Source organism: Cryobacterium inferilacus, from assembly GCF_019599185.1.
Classification (GTDB): Bacteria; Actinomycetota; Actinomycetes; order Actinomycetales; family Microbacteriaceae; genus Cryobacterium; species Cryobacterium inferilacus.
Genome location: NZ_JAIEUL010000003.1, coordinates 244,694 through 260,258 on the forward strand (window position 1 = coordinate 244,694; position 15,565 = coordinate 260,258).

18 protein-coding genes and 1 pseudogene are annotated in these 15,565 nt (G+C 69.4%); 9 read left to right on the top strand and 10 right to left on the bottom strand.

Annotated features, from left to right (window positions below; genetic code table 11):
- The gene (locus K2F54_RS04570; RefSeq protein WP_220604670.1) at positions 1-981 is read right to left on the bottom strand and encodes a DMT family transporter; all 981 of its coding nucleotides are present in this window, start codon (positions 979-981) and stop codon (positions 1-3) included.
- A 33-nt stretch (positions 982-1,014) separates the two neighbouring features.
- Between K2F54_RS04570 and K2F54_RS04575 the strand changes: the two genes are divergently transcribed.
- From K2F54_RS04575 to K2F54_RS19030, 4 genes and pseudogenes are all read left to right on the top strand, one after another.
- Positions 1,015-1,638 carry a TetR/AcrR family transcriptional regulator gene (locus K2F54_RS04575; protein ID WP_220604671.1) on the top strand — a complete coding sequence of 208 codons (624 nt, stop codon included), beginning with the start codon at positions 1,015-1,017 and terminating at the stop codon, positions 1,636-1,638.
- A 27-nt stretch (positions 1,639-1,665) separates the two neighbouring features.
- Positions 1,666-2,166, top strand: a complete 501-nt coding sequence (locus tag K2F54_RS04580) for a hypothetical protein (protein WP_220604672.1) — start codon at positions 1,666-1,668, stop codon at positions 2,164-2,166.
- Positions 2,163-2,453, top strand: a complete 291-nt coding sequence (locus K2F54_RS04585) for a transcriptional regulator (RefSeq protein WP_220604673.1) — start codon at positions 2,163-2,165, stop codon at positions 2,451-2,453. Before K2F54_RS04580 ends, K2F54_RS04585 begins: the two co-directional genes overlap by 4 nt.
- 60 nt (positions 2,454-2,513) lie before the next feature.
- A pseudogene (locus tag K2F54_RS19030) lies at positions 2,514-2,708 on the top strand (MerR family transcriptional regulator); the annotation flags it as partial.
- Between the two features lie 364 nt (positions 2,709-3,072).
- Here K2F54_RS19030 and K2F54_RS04590 read toward each other — a convergent pair.
- Positions 3,073-3,966, bottom strand: coding sequence for a helix-turn-helix domain-containing protein (locus K2F54_RS04590; RefSeq protein WP_255576679.1), 894 nt, complete (start codon positions 3,964-3,966; stop codon positions 3,073-3,075).
- A 96-nt stretch (positions 3,967-4,062) separates the two neighbouring features.
- Here K2F54_RS04590 and K2F54_RS04595 point away from each other — a divergent pair, with 96 nt between their 5' ends.
- On the top strand, positions 4,063-4,479 hold the full coding sequence (locus K2F54_RS04595) for a DUF1761 domain-containing protein (RefSeq protein WP_220604675.1): 417 nt from the start codon (positions 4,063-4,065) through the stop codon (positions 4,477-4,479).
- Between the two features lie 10 nt (positions 4,480-4,489).
- Here K2F54_RS04595 and K2F54_RS04600 read toward each other — a convergent pair whose 3' ends face one another.
- Genes K2F54_RS04600 through K2F54_RS04615 form a run of 4 tightly spaced genes read right to left on the bottom strand, consistent with a single transcriptional unit; the run spans position 4,490 to position 9,943 of the window.
- Complete coding sequence (locus K2F54_RS04600; protein ID WP_220604676.1) at positions 4,490-6,208, bottom strand: acetyl/propionyl/methylcrotonyl-CoA carboxylase subunit alpha; 1,719 nt, start codon at positions 6,206-6,208, stop codon at positions 4,490-4,492.
- Complete coding sequence (locus tag K2F54_RS04605) at positions 6,205-7,851, bottom strand: 5-oxoprolinase subunit B/C family protein (RefSeq protein ID WP_220604677.1); 1,647 nt, start codon at positions 7,849-7,851, stop codon at positions 6,205-6,207. Before K2F54_RS04605 ends, K2F54_RS04600 begins: the two co-directional genes overlap by 4 nt.
- A 9-nt stretch (positions 7,852-7,860) precedes the next feature.
- Positions 7,861-8,643, bottom strand: coding sequence for a LamB/YcsF family protein (locus K2F54_RS04610; RefSeq protein ID WP_220604678.1), 783 nt, complete (start codon positions 8,641-8,643; stop codon positions 7,861-7,863).
- A gap of 16 nt (positions 8,644-8,659) precedes the next feature.
- Positions 8,660-9,943 (bottom strand): NRAMP family divalent metal transporter, encoded by a 1,284-nt coding sequence (locus tag K2F54_RS04615; RefSeq protein WP_220604679.1) that lies wholly within the window; start codon positions 9,941-9,943, stop codon positions 8,660-8,662.
- Positions 9,944-10,143: 200 nt separating this feature from the next.
- Here K2F54_RS04615 and K2F54_RS04620 point away from each other — a divergent pair, with 200 nt between their 5' ends.
- From K2F54_RS04620 to K2F54_RS04630, 3 genes are all read left to right on the top strand, one after another.
- On the top strand, positions 10,144-10,812 hold the full coding sequence (locus K2F54_RS04620) for a GntR family transcriptional regulator (RefSeq protein ID WP_220604680.1): 669 nt from the start codon (positions 10,144-10,146) through the stop codon (positions 10,810-10,812).
- 82 nt (positions 10,813-10,894) lie between these two features.
- Complete coding sequence (locus tag K2F54_RS04625) at positions 10,895-11,668, top strand: isocitrate lyase/PEP mutase family protein (protein ID WP_220604681.1); 774 nt, start codon at positions 10,895-10,897, stop codon at positions 11,666-11,668.
- Positions 11,669-11,724: 56 nt separating this feature from the next.
- On the top strand, positions 11,725-12,012 hold the full coding sequence (locus tag K2F54_RS04630; RefSeq protein WP_308287512.1) for a DUF1905 domain-containing protein: 288 nt from the start codon (positions 11,725-11,727) through the stop codon (positions 12,010-12,012).
- A 68-nt stretch (positions 12,013-12,080) separates the two neighbouring features.
- On the opposite strand, the gene heR is transcribed toward K2F54_RS04630, so the two are convergent.
- The 3 genes from heR to K2F54_RS04645 form a co-directional block, all read right to left on the bottom strand.
- Entirely contained in the window at positions 12,081-12,884 is an 804-nt protein-coding gene (gene heR / locus K2F54_RS04635) for a heliorhodopsin HeR (protein WP_220604682.1), read from the bottom strand.
- A gap of 66 nt (positions 12,885-12,950) precedes the next feature.
- Positions 12,951-13,265: a TerC family protein gene (locus K2F54_RS04640; RefSeq protein WP_374107268.1), complete on the bottom strand. Its 315-nt coding sequence runs from the start codon at positions 13,263-13,265 to the stop codon at positions 12,951-12,953.
- Positions 13,266-13,331: 66 nt separating this feature from the next.
- A complete protein-coding gene (locus K2F54_RS04645; protein ID WP_220604738.1) occupies positions 13,332-14,171 on the bottom strand; it encodes a helix-turn-helix transcriptional regulator in 840 nt (279 codons plus the stop codon).
- A 194-nt stretch (positions 14,172-14,365) separates the two neighbouring features.
- On the opposite strand from K2F54_RS04645, the gene K2F54_RS04650 reads away from it, so the two are divergent.
- The gene (locus K2F54_RS04650; protein ID WP_220604683.1) at positions 14,366-15,307 is read left to right on the top strand and encodes an SDR family oxidoreductase; all 942 of its coding nucleotides are present in this window, start codon (positions 14,366-14,368) and stop codon (positions 15,305-15,307) included.
- Here K2F54_RS04650 and K2F54_RS19755 read toward each other — a convergent pair.
- Complete coding sequence (locus K2F54_RS19755; protein ID WP_489667114.1) at positions 15,293-15,436, bottom strand: DUF7882 family protein; 144 nt, start codon at positions 15,434-15,436, stop codon at positions 15,293-15,295. The genes K2F54_RS04650 and K2F54_RS19755 overlap by 15 nt on opposite strands.
- Positions 15,437-15,565 lie beyond the last annotated feature (129 nt).

The window sequence follows — 15,565 nt, forward strand, 5'->3', positions numbered from 1 at the left end:
CTACAGGCGGAGTTTTTCGCGACGGGCCGTGGTTTCGCGGACTGAACTCGGCGTGTCCCGAGATTCTCCCCCTATACGTTCGGGGCGGCGGCGGGCGGGCGCGATCGCGCCGGCCCCGAGCACCAGCCCGACCAGGGTGGCGGGCGTGAACGGGTCGCCGAAGAGCAGAGTGCCGGCGACGGCGGTGGTGGGCGCGACCAGGTAGAGCAACGCGTTGAGGGCGGTGATACCCAGGCGACGCAGCAGGTACCAGTAGAGCGCGTAGGCGATCAGGGTGGGGAACACGGCGATGAGCACCGTGGAGAGCCAAAAACCGCTCGTGGCCGGGGGGACCAGCGCGCCGGAGAGGGCGGCCATCACCGTCACGGCCACGAGGGCGACGGCGGCGTGGGTGGTCAGGGTGGCGAAGATGCCGAGTCGGGCGGTGGTGCGCCGCTCGAGGAAGGTGGCCGTGACCAGACTGGCCAGCGAGACCAGCGGCAGCAGGTACGCGGGGGTCGGCGACCCGGATGTGGTCGCCGACGCATCCGCCGCCACGATCAGCACCACCCCGATAGCGCCGAGCACCAGGCCCAGCCACTGCAGCGCGCGCACCCGCAGGCCCAGGAGCGGCCCGACCAGGGTGGCCACCAGGAGAGGCTGCACCGCGTCGATGAGGGCCGTGGTGCCGGCCGACACCCCGGCGGCCACGGCCAGGTAGATGGGCAGCACGTAGCCCACCTGGGCGAAGAGGCCGATGGTGAGGTGCGGGCGGATGTCCCGCCAGGCCGGCCAGATGGCGCGGGCACGCAGCCGAATGGCCAGCATCCCGACCGCGAGAATCGCCGCAACCACGAGGTAGCGCCACACCAGCACGGTCAGCACCGGGGCGGTGTCGGTGCCGACCTTGGCGATGATGAAACCGCTGCTCCAGGTCAGCACGAAGGCGGCGGAGGCTCCGACCAGCAGCAGTCGCCGGGGTATACCGATCTGTGTACTCATTCGGTCGAGTATACAGAACGGTATAGTTGAGACATGACCACCGATATTCAGCCCGAGGCGATACCGCACTACACGCCGGGCGCCGAGAGGCTGCTGGCGGCGGCGTCCGACCTCTTCTATCGCGAGGGCATCCACGCCGTCGGCGTCGACACCATCGCGGCGGCCGCCGGGGTGACCAAGAAGACCCTGTACGACAGGTTCGGGTCGAAGGAGGCCCTGGCCGTCGCCTACCTGCGCGGCCGGGATGCGCGCTGGCGGGAGTTCCTGGAGCAGGAACTGGCGCACTCGCCGTCCGGCAGCGTGGACCGCGTCCTCGCGGTGTTCGACATTTCGGCCCGCTGGGCGGTTACCAACAGCGCCAAGGGCTGCAGCGCCATCAACGCGCGGGCCGAGACGAACGACCCGGCACATCCGGTGGCCGTCGAGGCCATTCGGCAGAAGAAATGGATGCGGGACGTCTTCGCTCGACTCTGCCGCGAGGCCGGCGCGACCGACGCGGACCGGGTGGCCGACATGCTGATGCTGCTCTACGAGGGTGGCCTGGTGACCGTGGGCATGGGCACCTTCGCCGACCCGTTCGCCGCCGGGCGCGCCGCGGCCGCCGCGATTCTCCACGCCATCGCCCTCACGAGCGGGAGCCCCGCGCCGGTGGCGTGACCTCGCCGCATCCGATAGGTTTCATTTATGGAAAGCGATAGCCGGCCCGAAGCGTCCACAGCTGCTGAGCTGCGCGAGCGCGCCGCCGTCATCAACCGGTCGACGCTCGCACCACACACGGATGGAAGCGGCGTGAGCTGGTGGGCGGTGGTCGCGGCGAGCGCGCTCAACACGGTTCTGGCGTGGTTGCTGTTTCTCATCGTTCGCGACGAGGTGCTCTGGCTCCTCTGGGTGCTGCTGCTCGTTCCGCTCGCGGCACCACTCGGCTGGAGCTTCGCGTCCCGACTGGTGCGGCGCCGGTACGGGGTGGCTCCCGTCCAGAACAACCAGCCCCGCGAACTGCAGAGATTTCAGACCCGGGCGGTGATCCTGAGCGCCCCACTGGAGCTGGGCATCCTGGCCCTGGTCATTTTCGCGCCGATCTGGGTGGCACTGCCGGCCACGTTCGTGGCGTCGAGCGTGGTGTTCGGCCTGATCTGGCGTGCGTACGAGCGCACGGCCAGGCGGATCGGTGCGAGCGCCGGATGACCACTGCCGGTCTGGACCCGGTGATCCACCCGGTCAAGCGCCTGGCCGCGATGTCGATCCTGGCCAACTCGCACAGCGTGGAGTACTCCTACCTGCGCGAGCGGCTGGAGATCAGTGATTCCGACCTGTCCAAGCAGATGAAAGCCCTGGTCGACGCCGGATACGTGCAGACGCGTAAGACGGGCATCGGCCGGGGCGGCAGCACGATCTTCGCCATCACCGCCCTGGGCCGTACCGCCTACACGACCTACCTCGACCGGTTGCGCGGGTTGTTGGGCGGCCGGTAACGCGTTCAGGTCTCCCCGTCGACCCCGACCACGAGGCAGGATAGGCGGGTGAGCGACATGATGACGATCGGGGATTTCTCCCGCGCGACCCGCCTCAGCTCCAAGACGCTGCGGTTCTACCACCGGGTCGGCCTCCTCGCACCTGCCCGGGTGGATCCCGTCAACGGCTATCGCATGTACACCGCAGACCAGATCAACGACGCCCAGGTGATCCGTCATTTCCGCTCGCTGGACATGCCCGTGCAGCTCATCGGCGAGGTCCTCGCCGCGCCCGGCATCACGGCCCGCAACGACCTGATCGCCGGGCACCTCACCCGACTGCAGGCCCAGCTCGACGAGACCCGGGCGGCGGTGGCCGGCCTGCAGGGGTTGCTCGCACCGCCGGCGACGACGCCGGAGATCACGCACCGAAGCGAGCCCGCTATGCCGGCACTCGTCATCCGCGCCACCATAGATCTCACCGACCTCGGCGACTGGTACACCGAGGCAACCCGGGAACTCGCGCGGCTGCTGCAGGTCACTGGCCTGCACCCGGCCGGACCCCGGGGCGGCCTGTGGGACACCGACCTGTTCCTGCACGAGCGGGGCACCGCAACCCTGTTCGTTCCGGTCGCCGCGCTCACGGACCCCCGGGCAGACCTGGGCCGGGCGCAGGTCGAGCTACTCCCGGCGGTGGATCGCGCAGGTGCGCGTCAGCAGCCTGAACCATCCGCACGTACCGCCCGGGCGTGGTGCCGGACACCGCACGGAACTCATTGATCAGGTCCGCCTGATCCACGTAACCGAGGTCCGCGGCGATGCCCGCCATGCTCGCGCTCGACTCCGAGAGTCGGCGCACCACTTCCTGCAGCCGGATGCGCCGTGCGACATCGTTGGGCCCCAGCCCGAGTGTGCACCGCAGGGCGCGTTGCAGAGTGCGTTCGCTCGTGCCCAACTCCGCCGCCACGGCGCCACCCGAGCGCACCTGGGGGCTGGCGGTGAGCAGGCGCACCGCCGCATTCGCCAGGCCCTGGGCCGGCGCGGGCGGATGCTCGCGCAACGCCTCCCTGACCCGTTCGTCGGCGGCCCGCGCGCGCAGCTCGGTGGTGGGTTCGGCCGCGATCCCGCGCAGGAGCTCGAACAGTCGCCCGTCCACCTGCGGGGAGATCTCCTGCTCGGCCGCGAGCCGGAGCGGATCGAGGTCCGACAGCACGGCGAGTCCGGCCGGCCGCAGGCGGATCGCGAAGACCGACCCCGCTCCCTGGATCACCCGGGACCACGCCCGGGGCCGCACCGTCGTCACGACGAATGCCGCCGGCACATCCCCTGCCTCGATGCTGAACGTGATCGCCGGGAAGTCGACGATCCGCTGGTTGACCTGCTCGCCCGGCGGCAGCCTCCAGTTCACCGACCAGTAGGTCTCGACGACGTCGCTGAGCCCGGCCGCCGGCTCAACCCATTCGGCCGAGAACCTGGCCAGGTTCGACGGCACGAGCACGCCTGAGCGCTCGTCGGCATCGATCCTGCGCCTCATGGCGTCCATCGTGGCGCGATTCTGCAATACCTGAAGAGAGAAGGAGAGAAATGTTGGGGAGGTGAAGAGTCACTCCGACGGCAGATTGGCACGAACATGATCACTCTCAGCGACATCAACTGGTGGGCCGTGCTGCTCGCCACATTCGGGTACTACGTTCTCGGGGCGCTGTGGTTCACCCCGCTCTTCGGCCGCGCCTGGGACCGTTCGATCGGTTACGACCGGGCGGCCACCTCGGTGCGGTTCCCGGTCTCGTACTACGTGGTCCCGCTCATCGGCGCCGCGATCGGCACCCTCGTCGTCGCCATCTTCACTGCATTGATCGACCCGGGCACCCTCCTGGGTTCGGCGGCGGTGGGGGTGGGGGTCGGTGGGGCGATCGCCGGGGCCACACTCACGAACGCGCTGACACCGCACACGCCCAATCCCTACCTCTTCGCCGCGATCATGGGCGGCTACCACCTCGTCGGCTGCACCCTGGTGGGGCTGATCCTCGGCACGTTCGCCGGCTAGCGGTGAACGGTCAGTCGAGGGCGGCCAGCTGCTCCCCCGCCGCGAGTGCGTCACCCGGCGCGCGGAGCTGCCGCACGGTGCCCGCGCCTTCCGCCGTGATCGTGGTCTCCATCTTCATGGCCTCCATCACCGCCACGGGGTCACCCGCGGCGACCTCGGTGCCGTCCTCGACCAGCCAGGCGATCAGCGTGCCGGCCATCGGCGCGACCAGGCCCGCGGGCGCATGGGCAGGGGTCGCCGAGCCGGGTGCCACGGTGACGGATGCCACGGGCAGGGCCCCGGCACCGGCCGGCATCCGCAGGGTATGGCGGCGGCCGTCGATCTCGATCCAGCTGCTGGTGATCCCGGGCTGCTCGGGCTCGGGTTGCAGCGTCTCGGCGGGGATCCGCTCGGAGAAAGCGGTCTCGATCCACTGGGTGTGTACCCGCAGCGCCTCGCCGGTGAAGTCGTCGTCGCCGAGCACCGCCCGGTGGAACGGCAACACCGACGCGATGCCCTCGAGCGCGAACTCGTCCACGGCGCGGCGGGCCCGGCGGATGGCGATCTGGCGGGTGGGGCCGGTGACGATGAGCTTGGCCAGCATTGAGTCGAACCGGCCGGAGACCACCGTGCCGGTCTCGACACCCGAATCGACCCGGATGCCCGGCCCGGTGGGCGGGGCGAACCGGGTGATCACGCCGGGCGTGGGCAGGAAGCCGCGCGCGGCATCCTCGGCGTTGATACGGAATTCGATCGAGTGCCCGGTAGGCGCCGGGGTGGCCTGCACCGACAGCGGCAGCCCCTCCGCGATGCGCAGCTGTTCGGCGACGATGTCGACGCCGGTGGTCTCCTCGGTGACCGGGTGCTCCACCTGCAGCCGGGTGTTCACCTCGAGGAACGAGATGGTGCCGTCCACGCTGAGCAGGTACTCCACGGTCGCGACGCCCCGGTAGTGCGCCGCGGCGCAGATGTCGGCCGCCGATCGGTGCAGGCGTTCGCGCTGCTCGTCGGTGAGGAACGGGGCCGGGGCCTCCTCGACGAGTTTCTGGTTGCGGCGCTGCAGCGAGCAGTCCCGGGTGCCGAGCACCACGACGTTGCCGTGGCTGTCGCTGAGCACCTGCACCTCCACGTGCCGGGGCGCATCGAGGAACTGCTCGACGAAGCACTCGCCGCGACCGAACGCGGTGACGGCCTCGCGCACGGCGGCGTCGTACTGTTCGGCGACCTCGTCCAGGCTGCGGGCCACCCGCATGCCGCGGCCGCCGCCGCCGAAGGCCGCCTTGATCACGATGGGCAGGCCGTGCTCCTCGGCGAAGGCGACCGCCTCGGCCGCGGAGGCCACCGGGTCGGGGGTGCCGGCCACCAGGGGCGCGCCGACGCTGGCGGCGAGCTGGCGGGCGGCGATCTTGTCGCCGAGCAGGTCGATCGCTTCGGGACTCGGTCCGATCCAGGTGAGTCCGGCGCCGATCACCCGGCGGGCGAAGTCGGCGCTCTCGGAGAGGAATCCGTAGCCGGGGTGCACGGCGTCGGCGCCGCTCTGCACGGCCAGGGCGATGAGCTTCTCGGCGTCGAGGTACGTTTCGGCCGGGCTGTCGCCGCCCAGCCCCCAGGCCTCGCCGGCCAGCCGCACGTGAATGGCGTCGGCGTCGCTGTCGGCATAGACCGCGACGGTCTCCAGCCCGCGGTCGGCGCAGGCGCGGATGATGCGCACGGCGATCTCACCCCGGTTGGCGATCAGGACTTTCTTCATGGTGTTACCTCTGGGTTGTCGGCGAGCGTGTACTCACTGAACGGGCCGATGGGACGAAAACGGATGCGCGCACCCGGCGGCAGCTGGCCGGCGAGGGGCAGGTGGTGGGTGGCGACGGCGCCGATCACCGGGTAGCCGCCGGTGAGGGGGTGGTCGGCGAGGAACAGCACCGGTTGGCCGTTCGGCGGGATCTGGATCGCCCCGGAGACGGTGCCCTCGCTGGGCAGTTCGGCGCCGACGACCCTGGTGAGGGGTTCACCCTCCAGGCGCAGTCCCACCCGGTTGGAGCGGGCGCTGACCAGCCAGCTCTGCCCGGTGAGGGTCTCGACGGCGTCGGCGGAGAACCAGTCGGTGCGCGGGCCGAGCACCACGTCGAGCACCACCTCGGCCGGGGTAGCCGCACCCTCGACGGCAGACGCGTCGGGCACCGCCACGGCGGGGATGCCGCGCGCGGGCCGGCCGACCGGCAGCACCGCTCCGGCGGTGACCGGCTCCGGCCCGAGCCCGGCCAGCACGTCGGTGGAGAGGCTCCCGAGCACCGGTTCCAGGTCGAAGCCACCGCGCACGGCGAGGTAGCTGCGCAGCCCAGAGGTCGGGCGGCCGAGCACGAGTTCTTCGCCCGCGCCGAGCGCGAACGGGCGGTGCATCGCGACGTCGCGGCTGCGGGGGTTGCCGCCGTCGGCATCCGCGGGGGTGCTGATGGTCAGCGGCACCGGCGCCCCGGTGACGGCGAGAACCTGCTCGCCGCGGGCCGTGAGGCGCAGGCCGCCGAAGGTCAGCTCAAGTCCGGCGGTGCCGGTGGGGTTGCCGACCAGCCGGTTCGCCGCGCGCAGCGACACCGGGTCGAGGGCGCCGGAGGTGGAGACGCCCATGCTGGCGTAGCCGGGCCGGCCGAGGTCCTGCAGCAGCGCCAGCATGCCCGGGTCGAGGATCTCCAGCCCGTGCGTGACCTCCGCAGCAGAACCGGCAGCGGCATCGGCATCGGCATCGGCATCGGCATCGGCGGCCACCGTCACGGCGGCCCGGGCTCCCCCGGACACGTCCACGAAGCGCACCCGGTCGCCGGGCAGCAGCAGGGCGGGGCGCTCGCGGGACAGGTCCCACATCCGCGCCGCGGTGGTGCCGATGAGTTGCCAGCCGCCGGGGCTCTCCCGCGGGTAGACCCCGCTGAAGGTGCCGGCGAGGGCCACGGAGCCGGCGGGGATCCGGGTGCGCGGGGAGCTGCGGCGCGGCACGTCCAGGACCGGGTGGCCGCCGGAGAGGTACGCGAACCCCGGGGCGAAGCCGGTGAAGCCCACCGCGTAGTCCTGGCCGGTGTGCAGCCGCACCACCTCGGCGGCGCTGAGGCCAAGCAGGCCGGCGACCTCGTCGAGGTCTTCGCCGTCGTAGGTGACCGGGATCTCGATCAGGGCGCCCTCCCCGGCGACGCGGCCGTCGAGGTCGCGGGAGCGCACGGCCCGCACGATCTGTTCGGGCGTCACGGCGCTCGGCCGGTAGAACACCAGCAGGGTGCGGGCGCCCGGGATCAGCTCGCCGGCGCCGCTGATGGGGTCGCTGCTGAGCGAGTCGAACAGCGCCAGCGTGCTGGGCAGGTCGTCGAGCTCGATGAGCAGGGCGTCGTCGCGCACCGGAAGAAAACGCATCCGCCAGCCCTAGGCGCGCGTCTCGCCGGCCCGCGGGGCGAAGGCGGTGATGCCGATGGATGCCGCGGTGAGGGCGCGCCGCACGTGCGCGGCCATCTCGGTGGCCCCCGGGCTGTCCCCGTGCACGCAGATCGATTCGGCCGACACCCGGATGGTGCTGCCGTCGATGGCGGTCAGGGTGCCCTCGGTGGCCAGCTGCACCATGCGCGCGGCGACCTGCTCGGCGTCGTGCAGCACCGAACCGGCTTCCCGCCGCGACACCAGCGTGCCGGCGGGCGTGTAGGCCCGGTCGGCGAACGCCTCGGTCACGCTGCGGAGGCCCGCCGCATCCGCTGCCCGCAGCACCTCGGAGCCCGGCAGGCCCAGCACGGCCAGGGCCGGGTCGATCTCGCGGATCGCGGTCACCACATCCTGCGCCTGCCGCGCATCGTGCACGATCGTGTTGTACAGGGCGCCGTGCGGCTTGACGTAGGTGACGATGGTGCCGGCGGCCCGGGCGATGCCCTGCAGGGCGCCGATCTGGTAGATCACGTCGGCGACCAGTTCGGCGCTGGAGACGTCCATGTTGCGCCGGCCGAAGCCGGCCAGGTCGCGGTAGCCCACGTGCGCGCCGATGGCCACCCCGGCCTCCCGGGCGCCGAGCACGGTCTCGCGGATCCCCTGCGGGTCGCCGGCGTGGAAGCCGCAGGCGATGTTCGCGCTGGTGACGATGCCGAGCATTTCCGCGTCGTCGCCGAGGGTCCACCGGCCGAAGCCTTCGCCGAGGTCGCTGTTCAGGTCGATGGTGCTCATGAGGGTGCCCTTTGGGTTAGACGGTCAGCAGCGAGAAGATCGGGACGACGGCGTTCGCGGCCATGTACCAGGTGAGCACCGTGGCGAGCGTACCGATGATGAGCAGCCACTTCGGGTAGCGGTAGCCGTTCATCAGGTCGCCGCGGAACCAGCCGATGTACATGAAGATGGTGAGGCCGATCGGCAGGATCAGGCCGTTGAAGCCGCCGACGAACACCATCAGGGTGGCCGGGGCGGTGCCGATGAGCAGGTAGACGACGAGCGAGACGACGATGAAGACGATCGTGGCCAGGTCGGCGGGGCGCCCGACGATCTTCTTCGAGAACACCGGCAGGAACGACACCGAGGTGTACGCCGCACCGATGATGCTGGTGATCGCGGCGATCCAGAAGATCGCGCCGAAGACGCGCAGGCCGAATTCGCCGGCCGCCGCCTGGAACGCCTGGGCGGCGGGGTTGGCCGCGCTGCCCGAGATGTCGATGACCACGCCGCCGGCGACGACACCGAGGATCGCGAGGAACAGCACGTAGCGCATGATGCCGGTGACGAGGATGCCGTTGAACGCCGCCCGGGAGACTTCCTTGATGTGCTCGGCCCCGGCGGTGCCGCTGGCGAGCAGGCGGTGAGCGCCGGCGTAGGTGATGTAGCCGCCGACGGTTCCGCCGACGATGGTGGTGATGGTGGCGAAGTTGATCTCATCGGGCAGCACGGTCTGGCGCAGCGCATCCCCGATGGGCGGCTGGGAGATGAACGCGACGATCACGGTGAGCACGATCATGATCAGCCCGGCGATGACCACGACCCGGTCGACCACGGCCCCGGCCCGCTTGGCGAGGAAGATCGCGATGGCGAACAGGGCGCTGAGCAGCCCGCCGATCTTCGGGTCCAGGCCGGTCAGCACGTTCAGGCCGAGGCCCGCGCCGGCGATGTTGCCGATGTTGAACACCAGGCCGCCGAGGATCACGAGGAAGGCGAGCACGAACCCGCTGCCCGGGATGGCGAGGTTCGCCAGCTCCGGCGCGCGCTTGCCGCTGACGGTGATCATGCGCCAGATGTTCAGCTGCACGGCGAAGTCGATCAGGATCGAGGCCAGGATGCCGAACGCGAACGCCGCGCCCATCTGCGCGGTGAAGGTGGCCGTCTGGGTGATGAAGCCGGGGCCGATGGCCGAGGTGGCCATCAGGAACAGGGCGCCGATCAGCGCGGTGCGGCGGCTCTTGGCGACGGTGCGAACGTCGGGCCGTTCGGTGGTTTCCGCCGCGGTGGCGGTCGGGGTGGGGTCGGTCACGGGCACATCCATTTCGTCGGGGGGAAGGATTCAGCGGGTGTACTTCTGCTTGAGGGGACCGGAACCCCACGCAACGAGCCTAAGCGCGTGAACGACAGGTTAGTGATTGTTGAACAATCAATCGAGTAAATAGTGTGTTTCAGTCATGTTTCGGTGAACGGAGGCTGGAGCATCGTTGCCGGGGCGGAGGCCGCGTTAGGTAGAGTGTCGTCGTGGCTCAACTCGACGAAGCGGAAGACAGTAATTCGCGCGCCGATCAGGCCGCCGAGCAGCTGCGCCGGCTACTCATCGCCGGGGACCTCGTGCCCGGTCAACGCCTGTCCGAGACCGCCGTCAGCGAGCGGCTCGGCGTCTCCCGCAACACGCTGCGCGAGGCGTTCCGGATGCTCACCCACGAACGGCTGCTCGTGCACAAGCCGCACGCCGGGGTGTTCGTGGCGGTGCCGTCGCTCGCCTCGATCATCGACATCTACCGGGTGCGCCGCATGATCGAGTGCCAGGCGTTGCGCTCCTCCCCCGCCCGGCACCCGGCCAGCCGACGGATGCGCGCCGCCATGGAATCCGCCCAGGCCAGCCGCGACGCCGACGACTGGCTCGCCGTGGGCACCGCCAACATGGAGTTCCACTCCGCGATCGTGGCCCTCGCCGACAGCGACCACCTCGACCGGCTCTACGCGAACATCTCCGCCGAACTGCGCCTGGCCTTCGGCCTGCTCGATGACCCGGAGTACCTGCACCGCCCCTACGTGGACCGGAACGCCGCCGTGCTCGAGCTCTACCTCGCGGGCGACTCGGCCGGAGCCGCATCCGTTCTGGAGGACTACCTGCTGCTCTCCGAGCGCACCATCGTGGCCGCCTACGCGCGGCAGTTGCCCGCCTGAGCCAGCACTGTGGCCCCTCTTGCGCGCGGGCGGCACGCTAGTAGCGTGAATCAAGTACCGTCGGCGCGGGAGGAAATCAAGGATGGACACGTTCCGGGAACTCCACCAGGCAGATGCACCGTTGCTGCTGCCCAATGCCTGGGATGTCGGCTCCGCCCTGGCCTTTGAGGCGGCGGGTTTTCCCGCCATCGGTACCACCAGTTTCGGCATCTCGGCCAGCACCGGCCTGCCCGACGGCGGCGGGTCCACCCGGGCGGCGACCGCGGCCCTCGCGGCGCTCCTGTGCCGCCTCCCCGTGCACATCACCACGGATGTCGAGGACGGGTACTCCGACGACCCGGCCGAAGTCGCCGCCTTCGTGGCCGAGCTGGCCGACCTGGGGGTCGTCGGGGTCAACCTGGAGGACAGCAGAGCCGGGCACCTGGTGGATCCGGCGATCCTTGCCGCCAAGGTAGCCGCGATCAAGCGACACAGCCCGGACGTGTTCGTGAACGCCCGGGTGGATAACTTCTGGTTCGAGGAAGAGGCCACGGTGCGGGCCGTCCTGCTCCGCGCCCATGCCTACGCCGATGCAGGCGCCGACGGAATCTTCGTCCCCGGAGTGACGGACCCGGTGGACATCCGCAGCATCACCGCCGGCCTCGGCCTGCCGGTCAATTCGCTGGCCCACCCCACACTGACGGTGGCCGAGCTGGGTGCCCTAGGCATCCGCCGGGTGAGTTCGGGCTCGCTGCCCTACCGCGCAGCCGTGGATGCGGCGGTGAACGTCGTCGTCGCGCTCCGTGACAACCAGCGGACGCCGGCCGCGACGTCCTACTGGGAGATGCAGTCGCGCCTCGAGACATTCAGTGAGTAACCGCGTCACACCGAATAGGGTCGAGGATCATCAGAATCTCGACGCTTGGAGTCTCAGTGAGCACGGATACCGGCCCGATGCACTTCGCCTTCACCGCTCCCATCGGGGTGCTTGTCAAGGGCGAGCTGTGGCCCTGCGTCGAGATACCGGATTCTGTGGAACTGTTCGGCACCGGCAAGGCCGTGCGCGTGGTCGCCCAGGTGGACGACCAACCGGTGACGATCGGGGTGATGCCTACCGGGTCAGGTGGGCACATGCTGTCGATCAGCGCCAAACTGCGTAAGAAGCTCGGCAAGGACCTCGGCGACGACGTGACAGTGCTGCTGTCGGAACGCTTGACCTGAGCGGGCTGCTCCTGGTGAACATGCCCTTCGCCCATGAGGGGTCCAGGTCGTGGGTGCCGTGGACTGGCTCAGCTGGCGATCGCGGGAATGATGGCGCCGGAGAACACCTGCCAGGCCAACGCAGTCTTCGCCACCAGGCTCAGGGTGATGTAGGTGCGTTCGCCCTGCAGATAGCTCTTCCACTTGCCCACCTGCTTGTACTGCAGCCACTGGTTGATGGCGAAGGTGTTGAAGAACACGAACAGCGAGATGACGATGCCGACGACGAAGCCGGGGGCCGCAACGTCGCTGGCGCTGCCTGGGCGGAGGAAGTAGATCAGGATCAGGATCCACGGAACGATGCCGACCATGGAACCGAAGATGAAGGGCAGCATCCCGCCCGATCCCGGCTGCTCATACTTCTCCTGTAGCGCTCCGAACATGATCATCGCCGCGTTGACCGCGAAGACCGCGCACAACGCGCCGATGTCGGTGACGCCGTTGATCGCCAGGATCAGCCAGATCATGATCGATGAGCTCAGGGAGTACTCGACCCACCGGAAGTAGTTGTGGTTGTTCAGGAGGCCGGTCTTGTAGCGGTTGAAGAACCAGGGGCTCGAGATGAGGAAATGGAAGAAGGCGCTCAGCGCGAGGAAGGCGACGACCCCTATGCCAATGTTCACCTCGAAGAGCGTCACCCGCTCCGGAGGGATCGGGACTCCGGGCGGGCCGGCCAGGTAGTCAGTGGTGACAGCGAACAGAACCTGCGAACTGAGCATCGTCAGGATCACCGCGAAACCAATGGCCTGAACCAGGTGCAGGCTCCCCGCGACGACGTTGTAGATGCGCAGCCGATCGATCTGCTGGTCCGGCGTGTAGTCCCTCTTGGCCATGGGCCAGCTCCTTTGCATTCGGCGGGCGTCACGCGCCCGTGTGGTCATCTTGGCACTTCCACGGGGCTATCGAGGCCGCCGGCCGACCACCGGGCTGAGGCTCGCCACCTCGTCTGGTGTGGCATCGCGGAACATCTCGGCTCCGGTCGGCTCGACAGCTCGCCGCCCTTGCCCGCGGGTGGCGAAGGCCGTTTTCACGCCGACCCAGATGAGGATGGCGGCCAGCCCGATATTGAGGTAGTTGAAGCGGTGGATCAGATCGGCCAGCAGGAAGTACATGGCGCGCAACCCCAGGATGGCGAAGACGGCAAGCCAAGCCGGCCGAGGCGCCGTACTGGCGACGATGTGATCGGGGGATACTCCCCTCCTGCGAACTATCAGATCATGTACTTTCCTGGCCGGTCAAGAGGTCTGGATCAGAGTGAGCTGACCGTGCCGCGACCTGCCTCAGCGCAGTTGCTGACTGCCGATGACCGAGAGCAGCTGCAGCTTCTCGTAGCTCTCGGTTCCGGGTGACGCCGTGTAGACCAGCAGGAAGTGCGACTGGGCGGGATCGATCAGGGTCTGGCAGCTGAGTTCGAGATCACCCAGTTCGCTGTGCACGAAGTGCTTGGTCTCCCGGGGGCGCACGCCGATCTCGTGCAGTTCCCAGAGCGACCGGAACTCCGCGCTCTGCTCCAGGAGGGCTTCGGCCAGCTGAGCCGCCCGGGAGGACGGGCCCCGCCGGGTCGCCACCTCGCGCAGCCCGGAGACCCAGAGACGGGCGAGGAACGGATGCTCGTCCGGCGCGTAGAGCGCCCGGCTCGACGGGTCGGCGAACCAGCGGTAGCCCAGGCTCCGGTGCGGGCCGGCGAAATGGGTGGTGTCGCCGGTCAACGCGATGCCGAGCGGGCTCTGCCTCAGGGTCTCTCCGAGCTCGGTGACGATCTCGGCGGGCGTGTCCTGCAGCCTGTCCAAAATGCGCAGCAGCCCGGGGCTGATGTGGTCGCTCGAGGCACCGCGGGCCGGCGGATGGTGGCCGGCGAGGCGGAACAGGTGGTCGCGTTCCTCGACCGACAGGTGCAGGCCCTGTGCGATCGAGGCGATCATCTGCTCGGACGGCTGCGGTCCGGTGCCGCGCTCGATGCGGGCGTAGTAGTCGGTGGACATGTGGCAGAGCACGGCCACTTCTTCGCGGCGGAGTCCGCTGGTGCGGCGGCGTTGTCCGCGCGTGAGGCCCACGTCCTCGGGCTGCAGCGCTTCCCGCCGTCGCAGCAGGAATTCGGCCAGGCCGGTTCTGTCGATCAGGCCGGTTGTGTCGATCACGCGGGGTCCCACTTTCCACTAGGTCTTCTTTGTAGCTCACTCGCGCGGCAACATCCACTGATTGATGATCCACCCCTGGGAAACGGGGACTCGGCATCAGTGACCTGACGAGTCCTGGATAGACATCCTCGCGGCGGTCAGAGTCGAAGGACCGACACGACTTGAGGAGCAGGCCCATGCCACGCACACCGATCGACATCACCCTTCCCGACCTCACCGGCCGGCGCGCCGTTCTCACCGGCGGCAGCGACGGCATCGGCCTCCGCATCGCCACCCGGCTGGCCCTGGCCGGCGCCGAGGTGGTGCTGCCGGTGCGCAACCCCCGCAAGGGCGAGGCCGCCATCGCCGGCATCCGCCGGACGGCCCCGGCAGCGAAGATCTCGCTGCGACAGCTCGACCTGTCTTCCCTGGAATCCGTGACGGCTCTGGCCGATACCCTGCGCGGCGAGGGTGACCCGATCCATCTGCTGATCAACAATGCCGGCGTGATGACCCCGCCCACCCGGCAGACCACTGTCGACGGATTCGAGTCCCAGTTCGGCGTCAACCACCTGGGTCATTTCGCCCTGGTGGCCGGGCTGCTCCCGCTGCTTCGGGCGGGCCGCGCCCGGGTGACCTCGCAGGTGAGCGTCGCGGCCAACCAGGGCGCCATCAACTGGGACGACCTCAACTGGGACCGCGGGTACCACGGCATGCACGCTTACAGCCAGTCGAAGATCGCGTTCGGCCTGTTCGGCCTCGAGCTGCAACGGCGAAGCATCACGAACGGATGGGGCATCAGCAGCAACCTGTCCCACCCGGGAGTCGCCCCCACCAGCCTGCTCTCCGCCCGTCCCGAGCTCGGCAGGGGCGAGGACACGCGGAGCGTGCGCCTCATCCGCTGGTTGTCCGCTCGCGGAATCCTCGCCGGCACTCCAGAGACCGCTGCGCTCCCTTCCCTCACCGCGGCCACCGCACCGGATGCCGCGGGTCGGTTCTACGGCCCGAAAGGCCCCGGACACACCAGCGGCGCTCCGGCCGAACAGAAGCTCTTCTCGCGCCTTCGCAGCGAGGAAGACGCCCGCCGCATCTGGCAGGTGTCCGAGGAGCTAACTGGGGCCGCCCTACCTGCCGCCTGACCTTACTCGCGGGAAAGGAGAGCAGCTCTCCTTGGCGTGCAAGGTGCTACTGATGACCGCTTGCAGCTGCGCGAGAATTCGATCATCGAGAAAAATGGTCAAGGTTGAGGTGTAGATCAATCGTCCCATTGCACCGACTCGCCTACTCAGCAGATACGACGGATGCCCCTCCACCCCTCATCGGGTAGATCTCGATACGAGAACACCATATCCACCCCTGACTTTCCTCGCGCCGGTCGTCTGGCGCTCGACAAAAGG

Excerpts from the sequence above, each read along its gene's own strand:
- K2F54_RS04570 (WP_220604670.1), bottom strand. The coding sequence starts at position 981 with ATGAGTACACAGATCGGTATACCCCGGCGACTGCTGCTGGTCGGAGCC.
- K2F54_RS04575 (WP_220604671.1), top strand. The coding sequence starts at position 1,015 with ATGACCACCGATATTCAGCCCGAGGCGATACCGCACTACACGCCGGGC.
- K2F54_RS04580 (WP_220604672.1), top strand. The coding sequence starts at position 1,666 with ATGGAAAGCGATAGCCGGCCCGAAGCGTCCACAGCTGCTGAGCTGCGC.
- K2F54_RS04585 (WP_220604673.1), top strand. The coding sequence starts at position 2,163 with ATGACCACTGCCGGTCTGGACCCGGTGATCCACCCGGTCAAGCGCCTG.
- K2F54_RS04590 (WP_255576679.1), bottom strand. The coding sequence starts at position 3,966 with ATGAGGCGCAGGATCGATGCCGACGAGCGCTCAGGCGTGCTCGTGCCG.
- K2F54_RS04595 (WP_220604675.1), top strand. The coding sequence starts at position 4,063 with ATGATCACTCTCAGCGACATCAACTGGTGGGCCGTGCTGCTCGCCACA.
- K2F54_RS04600 (WP_220604676.1), bottom strand. The coding sequence starts at position 6,208 with ATGAAGAAAGTCCTGATCGCCAACCGGGGTGAGATCGCCGTGCGCATC.
- K2F54_RS04605 (WP_220604677.1), bottom strand. The coding sequence starts at position 7,851 with ATGCGTTTTCTTCCGGTGCGCGACGACGCCCTGCTCATCGAGCTCGAC.
- K2F54_RS04610 (WP_220604678.1), bottom strand. The coding sequence starts at position 8,643 with ATGAGCACCATCGACCTGAACAGCGACCTCGGCGAAGGCTTCGGCCGG.
- K2F54_RS04615 (WP_220604679.1), bottom strand. The coding sequence starts at position 9,943 with ATGGATGTGCCCGTGACCGACCCCACCCCGACCGCCACCGCGGCGGAA.
- K2F54_RS04625 (WP_220604681.1), top strand. The coding sequence starts at position 10,895 with ATGGACACGTTCCGGGAACTCCACCAGGCAGATGCACCGTTGCTGCTG.
- heR (WP_220604682.1), bottom strand. The coding sequence starts at position 12,884 with ATGGCCAAGAGGGACTACACGCCGGACCAGCAGATCGATCGGCTGCGC.
- K2F54_RS04650 (WP_220604683.1), top strand. The coding sequence starts at position 14,366 with ATGCCACGCACACCGATCGACATCACCCTTCCCGACCTCACCGGCCGG.
- K2F54_RS19755 (WP_489667114.1), bottom strand. The coding sequence starts at position 15,436 with ATGGGACGATTGATCTACACCTCAACCTTGACCATTTTTCTCGATGAT.